Annotated in this window: 12 protein-coding genes; 6 read left to right on the top strand and 6 right to left on the bottom strand. The window is 63.9% G+C overall.

Annotated elements, in window-relative coordinates; all coding sequences use genetic code 11:
* Positions 1-18 precede the first annotated feature (18 nt).
* From J8F10_RS01460 to hemC, 3 genes are all read left to right on the top strand, one after another.
* A complete protein-coding gene (locus tag J8F10_RS01460; RefSeq protein WP_210662333.1) occupies positions 19-1,092 on the top strand; it encodes a hypothetical protein in 1,074 nt (357 codons plus the stop codon).
* A gap of 90 nt (positions 1,093-1,182) precedes the next feature.
* On the top strand, positions 1,183-1,662 hold the full coding sequence (locus J8F10_RS01455) for an HIT family protein (RefSeq protein ID WP_210651995.1): 480 nt from the start codon (positions 1,183-1,185) through the stop codon (positions 1,660-1,662).
* On the top strand, positions 1,659-2,570 hold the full coding sequence (gene hemC, locus J8F10_RS01450) for a hydroxymethylbilane synthase (RefSeq protein WP_210651993.1): 912 nt from the start codon (positions 1,659-1,661) through the stop codon (positions 2,568-2,570). The genes J8F10_RS01455 and hemC overlap by 4 nt, the downstream gene beginning before the upstream one ends.
* 192 nt (positions 2,571-2,762) lie before the next feature.
* Here hemC and J8F10_RS01445 read toward each other — a convergent pair whose 3' ends face one another.
* The gene (locus tag J8F10_RS01445) at positions 2,763-4,823 is read right to left on the bottom strand and encodes an FG-GAP-like repeat-containing protein (protein ID WP_210651983.1); all 2,061 of its coding nucleotides are present in this window, start codon (positions 4,821-4,823) and stop codon (positions 2,763-2,765) included.
* A 193-nt stretch (positions 4,824-5,016) separates the two neighbouring features.
* On the opposite strand from J8F10_RS01445, the gene J8F10_RS38225 reads away from it, so the two are divergent.
* Positions 5,017-6,609 carry an ATP-binding cassette domain-containing protein gene (locus tag J8F10_RS38225; protein WP_246522754.1) on the top strand — a complete coding sequence of 531 codons (1,593 nt, stop codon included), beginning with the start codon at positions 5,017-5,019 and terminating at the stop codon, positions 6,607-6,609.
* 5 nt (positions 6,610-6,614) lie between these two features.
* On the opposite strand, the gene J8F10_RS38220 is transcribed toward J8F10_RS38225, so the two are convergent.
* The 4 genes from J8F10_RS38220 to glgA all read right to left on the bottom strand — a co-directional run bounded on the left by J8F10_RS38220 (position 6,615) and on the right by glgA (position 9,814).
* Positions 6,615-7,364 carry a hypothetical protein gene (locus tag J8F10_RS38220; RefSeq protein ID WP_246522752.1) on the bottom strand — a complete coding sequence of 250 codons (750 nt, stop codon included), beginning with the start codon at positions 7,362-7,364 and terminating at the stop codon, positions 6,615-6,617.
* Positions 7,365-7,616: 252 nt separating this feature from the next.
* Positions 7,617-7,817, bottom strand: coding sequence for a hypothetical protein (locus J8F10_RS01425; RefSeq protein WP_210651981.1), 201 nt, complete (start codon positions 7,815-7,817; stop codon positions 7,617-7,619).
* 72 nt (positions 7,818-7,889) lie between these two features.
* Positions 7,890-8,285: a hypothetical protein gene (locus J8F10_RS01420; protein WP_210651980.1), complete on the bottom strand. Its 396-nt coding sequence runs from the start codon at positions 8,283-8,285 to the stop codon at positions 7,890-7,892.
* 23 nt (positions 8,286-8,308) lie between these two features.
* Complete coding sequence (gene glgA, locus J8F10_RS01415) at positions 8,309-9,814, bottom strand: glycogen synthase GlgA (protein WP_210651978.1); 1,506 nt, start codon at positions 9,812-9,814, stop codon at positions 8,309-8,311.
* 357 nt (positions 9,815-10,171) lie between these two features.
* On the opposite strand from glgA, the gene J8F10_RS01410 reads away from it, so the two are divergent.
* Positions 10,172-11,170 (top strand): IS701 family transposase, encoded by a 999-nt coding sequence (locus J8F10_RS01410; protein WP_210651976.1) that lies wholly within the window; start codon positions 10,172-10,174, stop codon positions 11,168-11,170.
* Between the two features lie 217 nt (positions 11,171-11,387).
* Here the strand turns inward: J8F10_RS01410 and J8F10_RS01405 are convergent, their stop codons facing one another.
* On the bottom strand, positions 11,388-12,740 hold the full coding sequence (locus J8F10_RS01405; protein ID WP_210651974.1) for a hypothetical protein: 1,353 nt from the start codon (positions 12,738-12,740) through the stop codon (positions 11,388-11,390).
* Positions 12,741-13,466: 726 nt separating this feature from the next.
* On the opposite strand from J8F10_RS01405, the gene J8F10_RS01400 reads away from it, so the two are divergent.
* On the top strand, positions 13,467-15,167 hold the full coding sequence (locus J8F10_RS01400) for a sigma-70 family RNA polymerase sigma factor (RefSeq protein ID WP_210651973.1): 1,701 nt from the start codon (positions 13,467-13,469) through the stop codon (positions 15,165-15,167).
* Positions 15,168-15,284: the final 117 nt, after the last annotated feature.

The raw sequence follows: 15,284 nt of genomic DNA, 5'->3' as shown, positions 1-15,284 counted from the left end.
CTACCACAAGGAGACGCAATGAACAGATTGACGACGAGTTTGGCGACAGCGGCCGTGCTGGTCGGCGGGCTGCTCGCGCCCCCGACCACCGCACTCGCTTCAAAGACGGCGCCGAAAGCGGGCACGCTGCACGTGTACGACGGCGGCTCGTTGTTCACGAGTAGCGGCATCGACAAAGCCAAAGCCAAAATGGGCAACACCCAGTTCGACCACGGGCTGATGCTCACCATTGACACGCACTCCGCACTCCCCGCAGGCAAGACCGCGCCGGAAAAGGGCGAAGAAGGCAAATTCTTTCGCAAGTGGGCCGAAGAACTAGCAACTGGCGATAAGGCCAAGGGAATTTATGTCCTCGTGTGTCGCAGTCCCGGGTACGTGCAGGTGATCGCGGATAAGACGACGCGCGACCGCGGGTTCTCCAACGACAACGAGCAGAAGCTGCGAGAGTTCTTCGGCAGTTCACTCCGGGCTGCCAGGGATAAGCCGGAGACGGAGCAGTTCAAACTGCGCGACGAGGCCCTGCAATCCGTCGTTGATTACGTTATCAGCGACCTCAAAGACACCGTCGTGGCTGGAACGACCGGGGGCACAACCGCCTCCACTCACTCAACACCAAAGAAGGCCGGTATGGGCATCGGGGGCTGGATCTGCCTGGGTCTGTGTGTCCTGCTCTGCATCTGGCTGGTCACCGGCCTGATCCGCGCGCTCACCGGTGGGGGCGGCGGCGGTTACGGTGGCGGTGGGTACGGCGGTGGTGGCGGTGGCGGGTTCGGTACCGCGCTGTTCGGCGGGTTGTTCGGCGCGATGGCCGGGATGTACCTCTACGACAGTATGTTCGGCACCCACTACAGCCACGGGAGCGACGCCTACGCGAACGACGGTTACTCGAACAACGACACCAGCGGTAACGACACCGCGGCCGGCGACGGCGACTTCAGTGGTGACGCGGGAGCCGGTGGCGACTACGACGGCGGTGGGGATTACAGTGGTGGCAGTGGTGGTGGCGGTGACTACGGCGGCGGTGGTGACTACGGCGGGGGCGGCGATTTTGGTAGCGGGGGTGACTTCGGTGGTGGCGGCGGCGACTTCTAACTCCACCTGCTGACAAGAACGTTCAATGATGAAAGCCCCGGTCAATTGACCGGGGCTTTCTTCTTTCCGTGCCCCCATTACGATAACCGCATGGCACACGATCCGAACTGCCCCTTCTGCCAGAAGCTCGCCGACCCAATCGGCTGGCCGGAAGGCGAAATCGTCTGGCAGTTCCCGCACTCTGTCGCGCTCCTCGGGCCGTGGCAGCACTACACCGGGTACTGCGTGCTCGTCGCGCGCGAGCACGCGACCGAACTCAGTCAACTCGGCCCGAAGCGCGCCGCGTTCCTTGATGAAATGGCCCGGCTCGCCGAAGCCATCGAAGCCTGCTTCCGCCCGCACAAACTGAACTACGAACTGCTCGGCAATCAGGTGCCGCACCTGCACTGGCACATCTTCCCGCGCGACATCAACGACCCCGAGCGCCTGCGACCGGTGTGGTTCGCGATTGCAGAAGCCGACACCAACGCGGACGAAAAGCAGCGCCTGGAAACGGGCACGGTGCCGCGCGCCGATGCGGTGGCCCGGCTCCGCGCCTGGCTCACGACCAACGGAGCACCGAGCGCATGAGTACGGCTGCCCTTCGACTCGGTACACGCGGCAGCCCGCTCGCGCTGTGGCAAGCGAACCACATCGCCGACAAACTGCGTCCAGTCGCGATACCGCGTGCGGTCGAGTTGGTGCTAATCGAGACGCACGGCGACCGCGATCAGGCCTCGGCGCTCTCCGCGATGGGCGGGTTCGGGGTGTTCACGAAGGCCATTCAGAACGCGCTGCTCGACGGGCGCGCGGACGTCGCCGTCCACAGCCTCAAAGACCTCCCCACGATCCCCGAGCCGCACCTCGAACTCGTCGCGGTGCCCGCACGCGGCCCTACCGGGGACGCCTTCGTTTCACGGAAGTACAAGCGATTCGATGATTTACCGCAAGGCGCGACCGTGGGCACGAGTAGCTTGCGGCGCCGGGCACAGGTGCTGAACCAGCGCCCGGACTTGAACCTGCTCGACCTCCGCGGGAACGTCGATACGCGACTGCGAAAGCTCGACGAGCAGAACCTCGACGCGATCATCCTCGCCGAAGCGGGCCTCGTGCGGCTCGGGCTTGCGGACCGCATCACCGAAATTCTCGATGCGAGCTGGATGCTTCCCGCGGTGGGTCAGGGCGCGATTGGGTTGGAGTGTCGCGCGCAGGACACCGAGACGAAGCGCCTCGTTGAACAGTTGCGCTGCCCGGAGACATTCGCCCGGGTGCAGGCCGAGCGCGCGATGCTGTACGCGCTTGGGGGCGGGTGCCTCGTCCCCATCGGCACCACGTCGAAGGTGCTCGACGGCGTACTGACGGTCCGCGGGGCCGTGCTCTCGGGCGACGGGAAGCGCCGAATCGTCGCGACGCACACCGGGCTCGTGGGAGCCCCGCTCGCGCTCGGTCAGGAACTCGCCGCGATGCTTCTGGCCGAAGGCGCGAACGAAATTCTGTAGGTTGCGGAGTGCCGGACGAGCCGCGACCGCAAGGGATCGCAAGAACGCACAAGGAAGAACAGGGCGGAAGTAAACCAGGGGCAAAGACCTGCGCCTCCAATGCGTTTCCGCCCCGGAGGGGCCGGCGTTCGTAGCACAGGGCGGAAGCCCTGTGCGATCGGACTGTGCGCTATGTGTATTCTCACGCCCGAATCACTTCACAGGAACCGATGAGAACAGCGCGGCCGCGCCGGTCTCGGTTCCCGTCAGTGCGGCCAGCGCCGCGCACGCCCCGCACATACACTTGTGCGTTACCGGCGGAATCGTGACCGTGTAAGGTTCGTCTCCGCTGTTCGTCGTTTCAGAGGAAGCCGAGTCGGATGTGGTTGCGGGCGCAAGGTGCAGGCCGGCGTACAGGCCGTCATAAGTAACGGTGGTGCTGAACGGTTGCGCGGTCGGCGCCCCGGCTCCGCCCGCGACCGCCTGCTCGTAGCTGAACACGCGGGCCACCGAATTGAGGCGGTTCCCACTAGCGGCAAACAGTTCGTCGCGCCCGTCGCCGTTCGTATCGCGTAGCGCCAGTCGCGCGCCACTCGGGTCGGTCGGCGGGAACGCATAGAAACTCGCCGTGAGCGGAAGCGCGCTGGCCTGCACACTGGAACCCGCCGTCAGCGTCGCGCCCGACCAGATCTTGACGTGCGCGGGACCACCGCGATCCGGGGAGATGGCCAGTTCCGCGTACCCGTCGCCGTCCATGTCGCCCACGGCCGCGTTCAACCCCGTCCACAGCCCCGCGAACGGGATGAAATCCGGGATCAACCGCGTCGCGGCGCCCCGACGCAGATCGGACCCGCTGTAGACCGCGACCCGCCCGATGGCCTGGCCGCCGGTCGTGACGACCACGTCCGCGTACCCGTCGCGGTTGATGTCCCCGACCGCGACGCGCGCCCCACCGCGGAACGCGGGGTTATCGAACGCGAAGAAACTCGATTGGAGTTGAAGCCCGCCGCCCACCACGCGGAACGTCTGAATGTGCGGACCGGCCCCCGCGTCGGCCGAGATCACAAGGTCATCGATCCCGTCGCGATCAATGTCGCCGGCCGCGAGGAACAGCCCGCCCGTGAACCCCTGGAAGACGATCGTCTGATCCATCAACAGGCTGCCGTCCGCGCCGTTGACGATTTCGACAACGGTTTGCGGACCGGCGCCCGTGGTGAAGGCGTAATCGGTCACGCCGTCCCCGTTGAAATCGCCACTCGCCACGCGGATCGCGCCGCGGTAGCCGACGAACGGAGTTAAGCGCGTACCCGTGTCGGTCAGAACACCGTTGGACACGGTGAACAGCGACACCGTGCCGTCCGCGTTCCCGGTGAACGCGATCGGCTGCGTCCCCGCGACCGGGACGCGCACGATGGGCGGCACCGTCGGCTCGGGGGTCGAGGCCGCGGTCGTGTTCCAGCCCAGGTCGCGAAGTGCGGCGGCGTCGAGCGCGGACCACGCGACGCGGAGCCCTTGCGGGAGAATCGGGTCCATCACGGTCGCCTTACCGCCGACCGTGACGCCATCGGCCCAGTGCGCGCCGTCGGTATAGAGGGGAATCGCGCCGCCGTATGCGGCCATCGATTGTGCCCCCCGGAACGTCGACCCGCTGACCAGCGCGGTCCACTGCGGCGCGGTCCCGATTCCTAGCAGGTGCCCGAGTTCGTGCGTGGCGGCAGTGTAGAAGTCGGCCTTGTTCGAGGTCAGCCCGGAGGCGGATTGACCGAAGTACCAGCCCACGGAGGTGTCGAACGAGAGGCTCCCGCCCCACGGCGCGTACCCGCTGTGCCCCCGCGACAGGAGCGAACTCGACCACGCCGTCGAGCCCGAAATGCGGTACCCGCCCGGCCCACCGACCCCGGCCTCCGAGCCCGCGGTCGTGCGCGTGCCGACGAACACCTTCAGCGTGTTCGCCCCGATGCTCAGGTTCGAGAGCGAGATTTCGCCCGAGCCGGACGGGTTGAAGAACGTCGCGGTCCAGGAGTTCGAGCCGGACGGGTTGATCGCGGCGAGGTTCGCGGTGAGGCTGTTACCCAAGTCGGTGGCCGCGCGCTCGAGGACCGCGCGGGCGTCCGCGTGGCTCGCGAAAAACCCACTGGTATCGTAGCTGTAGTCGAACTGGATGAGGATCGCGGGGACGTCTCGCGGTTCCAGTGTTTCGAGCCTGAGAGCGGGGGCCGTGAGCGTTGTACCGGCGCGGGGACGATGCGCGCGAAGACGGGTGTCGGTCCGCATTGGTGATCCCGGAATCAAGTTGCACGGCTCAAGTGAGTTTACCGGTTCTCAAGCTTATGTAATTTGTTCCGGCCGTGTCGATACGGACCCGTGAAATGACTGTGCGGATTGGTAGCGTGGTTTCGATTGTAGCGATTGAAGCGAGTTGGCTGAATCCGTGGTACGGGGAAGCGGCGGGACGTATACCACCCCGATGAGTGATTCACAGAACGTACTCGAATTGACCCACGCGACCGTCGTCTGCGGGGTACGGGAGATCCTTCGCGCCTTCGATTGGACCGTGCGCGAGGGCGAGGCGTGGGCCGTGATCGGACCCACGGGGAGCGGCAAAACGACGCTCGCGGAAGCGCTTTTGGGGCGCCACCCGCTCAACGGCGGCGACCTGCGCTGGCCGCTGTTCGACCGGCTCCGCGCGGAGGGGCGGAAGATCGATTACCCCTCGCAGGTGGTTGCGCACGTTACGTTTCGGGAAGACTCGCGGCTGTTCTCATACGCGGGTCGTTATTACCAACAGCGGTTTGAATTTTCCGACAGCGAAACTCCGTTATCGCTGGAACAGTTCTTGCGCACGGGCACCAGTGCGAGCGGCGCCGAGCTCGCTGCGATCTGCCAGAGATTCGGAATCGCGGACCTGCTCCCGCAACCGTTCATGACGCTCTCGAACGGCCAGACGCGCCGGTCCCGGCTCGCCCGCGCGATGCTCTCGAAACCGGAAGTGCTGGTCCTCGACGACCCGTTCATCGGGCTCGATGCGGCCGCGCGCGCCGACCTCGCCGCGCTGCTGCACGAACTGGTGAACGACGGGAAGCGGCTCGTGCTGATTTGCCGCGAGGACATGGCGCCGGAGTGGACCACGAACGTACTGAGATTGGGGGAAAAAGACAGACCTACCCCCCCTGCCCCCATCGCCTCTTGTGAGGGAGCCCCCCCCACGGTTTCCCCCTGCGACCCCCTCCTGGCAGGGAAGGGGGAACAAAGGCAACCTCCCCCCCCGTCCCCCCTCCCTGAAGGGAAGGGGGAGCAGGCGCGCGAAGCCTCAGAGATTGGGACCACACGCCACGACCATTCTTTCTCCCCCTTCCCTTCAGGGAGGGGGGACGGGGGGGTAGGTTCCTCCCCCCCACCCATTATCGAGCTGCGTAACGTGACCGTTGCGCACGCGGGGCACACGATCCTGGACCGCGTGTCGTGGACGGTACGCACGGGCGAACGGTGGGCCGTGTTGGGGCCGAACGGGAGCGGGAAGACGACCCTGCTCAGCCTGTTGTGCGGCGACCACCCGCAAGCGTACTCGAACGACATCCAGTTGTTCGGTCGGCGCCGCGGAACCGGCGAAACCATTTGGGACGTGAAACGCAACGTCGGGCTACTGTCGCCCGAGTTCCACCTGTACTTCACCCAACCGCTCACCGCGGACCGCGCCGCGGCGACGGGGTTCTTCGACGCGGTCTCCGATCACGACACCACGCCCGAACAGAACGCCCGCGTGAAGGACCTGTTCGCGGCGTTCGGTATCACGCACCTCGCGGGGCGCGCGTTCAAAACCCTTTCGACCGGCGAGCAGCGGCTCGTGCTCCTCGCGCGGGCACTCGTGAAGCGCCCGCCGCTCGTGATCCTGGATGAACCGTTCCAGGGGCTCGATGCGGCCGCGACCGCGCGCTGCCGCGCGTGGCTCGAAACCGAAATCGGCCCCGACCAGACGCTGCTGTTCGTGACGCACGAGCTGAGCGAGCTCCCGCGCACGGTTACGCAAACACTACGCTTGCAAAAAGGGCGCGTGGTGTAGCGACATCACGCGAAGCCCAGCGCGAGATCAACGACCCAGCACCCGTGCGCGTGGCCGCCCGGTCGCCGACAATGCCACAAAACGCTCTCGTCGTCGCACCCCGCGTCCTGGAGCGCATCGGCGAGAATCGGCAAGCGGTCGAAGGCGCGCTCTGCGTAGATGCCGTGTGCCAGTGCCAACACGTCCGATGTGCGCCACCGGCGCCAGTTGGCGTCCGGTTCCGACTCGCCGAGTACCTCGCGGACGGTTGCGAACAGGCTCTGCCATTCCCACCGCTGCGTCTGAGCGTCGTTCCACGCGGTGCCCGGGTTCTCCAGTTGGAGAGCGCGATACGCGGCACCCGCAGCGACCGAAGCCGGGTCGCAGATTCCGGTCCACACGCCATCAAGGGTGCCGCCCTGCTTGGCGACCCGGCACTCGTAGCGAATCGCTCGCGGGTCGCACGGCGAGCAGCACGGGCACGGGTTAATCAACTCGTAGTCGTCAAAAGATTCTGGCGCAAGCCATATCGTTTCGCCGGATTCGCGCGCGGCTTGCGATCGCGTCCACGCGAGTACGGCGGCGGATACGGCCCCGTCCGCGAACTTCTCGGTGGCTTCGACCGCGGATCGCGAATGGTACGAGGGCAACCGGTCCCACACGCGGCGCAAGAACGCCGCGGTGAGTAAGTGCAGTTTTCGGTCTGAAAATGCGCTGAGTTCGAGTGGAAGGGTCCAGATATCGTCAAAACAAGCGAGCCAGTCGTCGAGCGTCATTGCGAGCCGCTTCAACGGAAGCAGCGGGGTTAGGACGGGTGCGCAATTAGGTTACCACGCAGGCGCGGTGAGTCAACGGGCCGTTTCGTGTTTCACCTGGGACCGCGGACATCTTGTCCGCTCTTCGTTGACGATGAGTGAGGTGAGGCACACGCGAATCGGGAGTGCGCTGCGGGTCATTGCATTCCGGGCACGATTCAGACTTTCGCAGCGAACAGCGGGCAAGATGCCCGCGGTCCCAGGGGTCCGGTGTCACGCGCTGGGACGATTGGAATTGCGCGTGCGGTTCACGAGCCGAGTGCCGATCCAGAACGTGCCCCACCCGAGGCCGATTCCCGCGAGCCCCGCGCCCATTCCACTCCCGCACGAGCGGAACAGTCCGCGCCGAGGTTGGTCCGTGACGGGGAGGTTCCGGTTCACGCTCGGGGACGACCCGGGAGCGTCATTCGTCACCTCGGGGTCGGTGGCGGAACTGCATCCCCACATCTACCGAGGGACAACTGCGTTTGAAAGTGGAATTCGCGCTCAATAACGGTCCCGGTCCCGATCGCGACGTTCGTCCCGATCGTAGTCGTCGTGCTCGCGCCGATCGCTGCGCCCGCGGCGCTCATCACGGTCGTCGCGCTCGTAGTCGTCGTAGTCGCCCGTGTGGGCGGGTGCGATCGCTTTCACAATCTGGAACGCAACCACTGCGCCGACGATCGCTCCGAGAATTGCGGGCGGGTACATCACTAATAGGTTCGGCTCTTCGTCCCCCAGAACGGCCAGTGATATGATCATTCCGATTACCGTTCCGAACACCTCGCCGCCGAGCCACAGGGCGAGCAACAGGAACACGAACGGTGCTCCCCCGCGGCCCTTCTCGCGCGCCTTGGCCGCGATGCTTTTGCTAAGTCTAATGAGTATCAAAATCTCGATCACGGGCGTTCTCCTGGGGGCCGGAATCAACTGAGCCCGGCGACGCGGCGGTACAGGCGCTCGTAGACCTCGGCGCTGCGGTCCCAGCTCCAGTCCTGGACCATCGCGGTGGTCACGATCTGTTTGAAGTCCTTGGGCCGGTCGCGGTACAGCGTCAGCGCCCACCGCACCGTTTCGTACAGCGCGCCCGCGGTGTAGTCGTTGAAACTGAACCCGGTCGCGCGCCGGTCGGCGAGGTTCTCTTCGGTCGCGTTCACCACGGTGTCCGCGAGACCGCCCGTCGAGCGCACCACGGGCGGCGTGCCGTACTTCAGACTGTACATCTGATTTAGGCCGCACGGTTCGTAGCGGCTCGGCATGAGGAACAAATCGCTCCCCGCTTCGATCACGTGGGCGAGCGTTTCGTTGAACCCGAGGTAGATGCCGACCTGGTCCGGGTTCTTGTCGCGGAGCGCCTGGAGCTGGTCGTGGTACTCGCGGTCCCCGTCGCCGAGCACCACGAGTTGACAGCCGAGGTCGAGAAACCCCTGCGCCGCACTGAGGATGATGTCGATGCCCTTTTGGGCGACGAGTCGGGCGATGACGCCCAGAACGGGCGCGGCGGGCTTCCCCGGCAGGTGGAACCGGTGCTGCAGGTCCGCCTTGCACCGCGCCTTCTTCTCGAACACGGTTTCGGGCGTGTACTGTGCGGCAATACGCAGGTCGCGGGCCGGGTTCCAGTGCTCGTAGTCGCACCCGTTTACGATGCCGGACAGTTTCCAGTGGAGGTTGTTGAGCAACCCCTCCATTCCGTAGCCGAACTCGCCCGTCTGGATCTCGCGCGCGTAGGTCGGGCTAACGGTGGTAACCGCGTCCGCGAACACGATGCCGGCTTTGAGGAAGTTCAGCCCGTAGTGTTCGAGTTGACCGGGGTTGTACAGCCACCCGGGGAGGCCCGTGAAGTTCATCAACTCGCGCGGGAACGAGCCCTGGTACGCGATGTTGTGAATGGTGAACACCGAGCGGATGCGCTGGTACCCGGGATTGTGGCGGTGCGTTTCGGCCAAGTAAACCGGTATCAGTCCCGTTTGCCAGTCGTTCGCGTGGATGATGTCCGGCGCGAACCCGAGGTTCGGAACGAGTTCCATCACCGCGCGGCAGAAGAAGACGAACCGCGCGCCGTTGTCGCCGTAGTCCTGTTTGTTGCCACCCACCTGTTCCTGGTACAGCCCGCGCCCGCTCTTCGGGTCGTCGCGCTCGAAGTACGGGGCGTGTTCGACGAGGAACACCGGGACGGACGTGCCCGGTAAGTGCGAGCGGTACACGCGGCACGCGAGCACCCGGTCGCCCATTGGCACGGGGAGCACGATCCCGGTGCGCTCGATGGGCACCCCGGACCGGCGCACGGAGTTGTAGAACGGCATCACAACGGAGACGGAGTTCCCGCGCCGCGCCAGTGCCGCGGGCAGCGCCCCGGCAACGTCCGCCAGCCCCCCCGTTTTGGCGAACCCGACCACTTCGCTCGCCGCCACCAACACCCGCAAGCCGGCCACGTTGTGTCCCCGAGTCAGTGTTCAGTTATTCGCGTTCAATCGTCTCAGCGCCACCCACGCGGCCCAGGAGTGTCTTATCGGTCGTCGCACCGTCGAAACGGTATTTTGCTGTCTTCAAGCCCTAGTTCCGAAACACCACTCACTATCCTTGCGTTCACGACAGAAGCAGGGTCCCCTCACTTATGCCGTAATCCGTCCCAACCTCTTGGAGAGGAACCGTGCATGCGATTTGCCTGCCGAGCGGCCGCAAATCTCGCCTGCGCAATCTATTTCCACAAAATCTTATTACGTTAGGTGTTACGCAGTGCGGCGTTTTTGGGGCTTGCGCGGGTGCCGGTGTGGTACTACGATCGGCCCATGAGCGTACCCAAGGTGTTCCCGCGCGACTACATCGAGTTCCTGATCGCGACCCCGAAGGCGTGCTCGGGGGCGGAAGCCGCGCGGGTGCAGCCGGCGGTCCCGGACCCGCCGGCCCACGACGCCTTCACTCGCCTGCTGACCCGATTGGAGCCGGACCCGAGCACCCTTTGGGCCGAAGCCGCAACCCAAGTCCGGCGCGCCGGCGGTGTCCTTGTCATAGATGACTCGACCCTCGACAAGCCTTACGCCAAGGCCATCGAACTGGTGACCCGGCACTGGTCCGGCAAGCACCACGCGGTCGTCCAGGGGATCAACTTGGTGTCCTTGCTGTGGACCGACGGGGATCGCCATATCCCGTGCGATTACCGGGTGTACGACACGGGCGACGGGCGCACCAAGAACGACCACTTCGGGGACATGATCCGGACCGCCTACGCGCGCCGGTTCAAGCCCCGGTGCGTCGTATTCGACGGCTGGTACAGTAGTTTGGACAACCTCAAATTGATACGCGACTGCGGGTGGACGTGGCTCACCCGGCTCAAGTCGAACCGGCTGGTAAACCTCGACCGTCGGGGCACGCGAGCCCTGGCGGACACGGCCATTGCAGCCACGGGCACGGAGGTGTGGCTGCCGGGGTTCGGGTTGGTGAAGGTATTCGGGATCGCCATCCCAAACGGTGGCACCGCGTACTGGGCCACCAACGATTTGGCGATGACGGACTTGGCGCGGTTGCAGCTCGCGGACTTCTCCTGGGCCATCGAGAACTACCACCGAGGGATCAAACAATGCACCGGGATCGAGCGGTGCCAGTGCCGAACGGCCCGCGCGCAGCGGAACCACATCGGGTTGGCCCTGCGCGCGTTCCTCCGGTTCGAGGCCCACTGCTTCGCCCGTGGCGTCAGTTGGGTGGAAGCCAAGACCGCCATCATTCGAGACGCGGTCCGCAGCTACCTCACGCGACCTCATATTTGCTTCCCAAACATGCGGACTGCGTAACACCTATACGTATATCATTGCGGCAATTCGCTAACAACACTGTGCCCCGAAAACGTTAGCGTTTGTTAGCCACGCGATGCCCGAGGGCAGTCGCGTCTTAGTTCGGTGTCTCCTGAAAGCCGGCCTTCGGGTTTGTAGAGGTGAGCCACCCCGACCCGAACCGCCGTAGACACCAAGCACTCTCTTATCAGCGCATTCGGCCACTTGGACGCAGGAATTACTTCTTCTCCTCGACGATCTTCTTGGTAACAGAGAGGCTCCGCACAATGCGCGTGACTTCGGACCGGATGTCCGCGTCCGCTGCGGGCAAGCGCGCGGCAACCGTGAGTCCGCCATCAGTTTGTTTCAGGACCGCGTATTCGAGTCGCACCTTCTCCGTACCGAAGGTTGCATCAAGCGAAAAGCGGTCCAATTGCACCGGCTCGGAGCGAATTTGCACCGGTTTCTCGCTGGCGGTAATTTGTGCTTTCTCCTTCGCCAAAAAGCCGGTTACTTCCTTGAGGTAGTCGTCGGGCACGGGGACTTTTGCCGGCGACTCCAGCGTGATGAGAACGCCCGCACCGCGGGCGTGATCGAGCGTGAGTTGCTTACCCTGCACGGCACCGACGCGCCAGCCGCGCGGGTACAGGAAGCGAACCCCGAGGTCCGCGTTGTCGTACAGGAGGAGCGTATTTTCCGCGTTCGGTCTCAGTTCGAGGTCGCGGAGCGAGGCGTCGGAGAGATCCGCGGGCATCTGCGGGACGGGCGTGCGCGTCATCGTGAACTGTCCCTCGATTACGCCGGCCGTTTGCCCCTTCCCGTCGAGTAGCTCGTGTGTGCCCTTCACCGAAAGGTAGGTCAGCACGTTGTTCCCGAGGTCGAAGTACGCGGTGCCCTCGAGTTTCTGGCGGTTCGGGCCGTCCTCGTTCACCCCGCGAACGGTCCCACTGATCTTGAGGCGCGCGAGCCGACGGTCGTTGAGCTTCGCAATGCCGACGAACTCGACCGTGATCGCGCCTTCCTCGATCTTCTCCATGTCGGTCAGTTCGGAGACGCTCGCGGCGGTCGCTTTCCAGCTTTGGCCCGGCTTTACTGCGTTCGGGGGAAGAAGACCGGGCACGAGCGCCGGGTTGAAGACGTCGGTACGGACGACATCGATTTCGCCCCACGTCAGGGGGCCGTCCGGCGAGAACGGGGCCTTGCGCTCGCCCGCCTTGATGATGACCATGCGCCGCACGGAAGGCCGAAGCCCTGCGTCTTGCTTCGCCTCACCGACCGTGCGCTCGAACGCGACATCGCGGTACGCCCGGACGGTCTTGAGTAGTTCCGCATCATCGGGCTTCAGGAGCCGCTCTTCATAGGTGAGTTTGCTAGTGCCCAACACTGGCACGAGCTGTGGCGCCTTCCCCTTATCGGTGGACGGGAGCGCGAGTTTGCCGGTGAGCTTCACCTGCACTTCGACTTTCGTGGTGTGGCCGGGCTTGAAGGGCTCGACGAGCGCGATCGCGTCTTGCGCTCTTACACGGTCTGCGAGTACCGTGAGAAGCAGCACGGAAAGAGCAACGCGGCTGAATCTGAAGGGGGTGCGCATAGTGTCCTCAAAATCGCCCGGTTCGCGCGCCATTCTAGCGCAGTTTTGTTCCTGTTCCGGCGCAAACTTGAGGCAAAATCGGGTTCTTGTTATGAAGTGCGTAAGGTGTGATGATTAGTTCGATTGGGTCAAATGTGAGAACTGGCGCGAAGCGACTCAAGTCGGCAATATCGCTTTGCAAAAAAGAACACATTGGAAGAAAAGAAAGTGTCCTTCCGACACGTGTTCCAAACTCATTAAGGCAAGAAGCAAAAATGTTGCTGCAGAGCATTCGATCGCAAGTTACGATTGAGTAACGATTAGTGACCGCAGCGATTTGTGATTCGGGTCGAGTTTTGGTCTTTGGCAAGCGACGTGCTACTAGGTGAAGCGACTTCGCGGATTACCGCCGAGACGAACACCCCGAGATCGCACCGCCTTCGCGTCCAGTCCTTGATAACTAGCGATTTAGTGAGACCGGTGAACCCCTAACACGGGGCGTGTATCCAATCCAACAGATTGGCTCAAGTCCGAATTTTGGTCACCATTCTCATGGGGAACTGGGTAAGAACGGATAATCGCGAAGAGTATCTCATTGAAGACAACGAAGTCGTGAAACCCGCGACGGGTTGAAGCGAATACCAGATAGAGTCCTGACCCCATCTTACCGCCGGGGACTAGTGATCCGGCGATCAGATACAGTTGAGCCATACGAGCGGGCCGTTTGCCCGCGGCCGGGAGGAGCCGGTGAATACTTTTAAAAGCCAAGTTCTGAAGGAACTGACCGAGCAACAGACCCGGTTCGCCCCGGCCGCGCGCCGGCAGGCCCAGATCGCCAACGCCCAGAAACTCTTGGGCGAAATCGAGTCGGGCAAGGCGTACCCGTACCAATACGTTTGCTACCGCGTGACCGAGTACCGGTCGGACGCGCACCTGGATCTTTTGCTCACGGGCGACGACCTCAAGCACGACCTCGCGCAGTTCATTCGTCGCGTCGAGCGGTCCGTTCCGCCGCAGCCGATCGAGCAGACCGTCGAGCCCATGCTCACGCTCGATGAGGTGAGCAGGCGATTTAACGTCTCTACGAAGACCATTTCCCGGTGGCGTGTGAAAGGTCTGTCCGCGCGGCGGGTGAAAGTTAACGGGCGCAGTCAATTGGGGTTCCCCACCATCGCCGTCGAGCGGTTCGTGGCGGAACACAAATTGCTCGTTGAGAAGGGTGCCCGGTTCAGCCACCTGACGGACGTTGAAAAAGAAGGTATTCTCCGACTGGCACGCGAACTGCGAGATGCCGGCGGGACGCTCACGGAGGTGAGCAAGAAGATCGCGACCCAACTGAGCCGCAGCCCGGAGGCGGTGCGCTACACGATCAAGAACTTCGATCGCGGCCACCCCGAGGGGGCACTGTACCCGCACGCGACCGGTCCGTTGAGTGATGCCGCGAAGCAGGAAATCTACTTGGCCAAGCGACAGCACGATGACGATCTGAAGAACGCCAAACCCACGGGGGATACCGTGAACCTTATTGCCAAACGATTCGGCCGCACCCGGTCCAGTATGTACCGGGTGGTGAACGAAGTGCGGGCCAAGGAACTGGTTCGCCAGCCGGTCGATTACATCTATAACGCCGAGTTCGACGACCCGACCCGCGAAGCCGCCATGCTCGGCGAGATGCCCGGCCTGGCCGAGTTCGAGGCCAAGCGCATCGGCAAGACCCCGCCGAAGGACGTGCCGCCGCACATGGCGCACTTGTACGAGTGGCCGCTGCTCACGAAGGAGCAGGAGCAGCACGTGTTCCGCAAAATGAACTTCCTGAAGCACCAGCTCCACAAGCTCCAGGACGCGATGGACCCCGCGAAGGCCCGGGTGCAGGATCTCGTGCGCGTCGACGAACTGAAGGACGGCATCCGAGACTGTCGCGACGTGCTCATCAACTGCAACCAACGGTTGGTGTACGCCCAGGCGAAGCAGAAACTCGCGCTCGGCGAGAACATCGACGACCTCGTGAGCGACGGGAACCTTTCGCTGATGCGGGCGGTCGAAAAATTCGACTACGGTCGTGGAAATAAGTTCAGCACCTACGCGACGTGGGCCATCATGAAGAACTTCGCCCGGTCGATACCGGACGCGAAGACCCACAAGCAGCGGTACATGACGGGCCACGATGACCTGTTTGAAGCGAAGGCCGATGTGCGCACAGATGAGCAAGAAGTGCTCGCACTCGCGGACCAAGCTCGGTCCCGCGTGAACCGGCTCCTCGAGCACCTCGACGTTCGCACCCGGGAAGTGATCCGGATGCGGACCGGCCTGGACGGGTCCGAGGAAATGACGCTGGAGCAGATCGGCCAGCACTTCGGCATCACGAAGGAGCGGGTGCGCCAGATCAACGTTCGCGGGATGAAGATGCTCCGCGAATGGGCCGCGAAGGAAAACGTCGAAGTGCCGTGATCGGGCACCGATCACGGTGTAAGGACGCGACCCACCCTGGAAGCGGGGTGGGTCGCGTCGTTTCTGCTATGAGTGATTCGACCGGCGCATGCGGAATGCGTATTTTCTTTGGCCGGT

The organism is Gemmata palustris, assembly GCF_017939745.1.
GTDB lineage: Bacteria > Planctomycetota > Planctomycetia > Gemmatales > Gemmataceae > Gemmata > Gemmata palustris.
The sequence above is the reverse complement of the archived record's forward strand: the minus strand, read 5'-3'. Positions and strand labels throughout refer to the sequence as shown.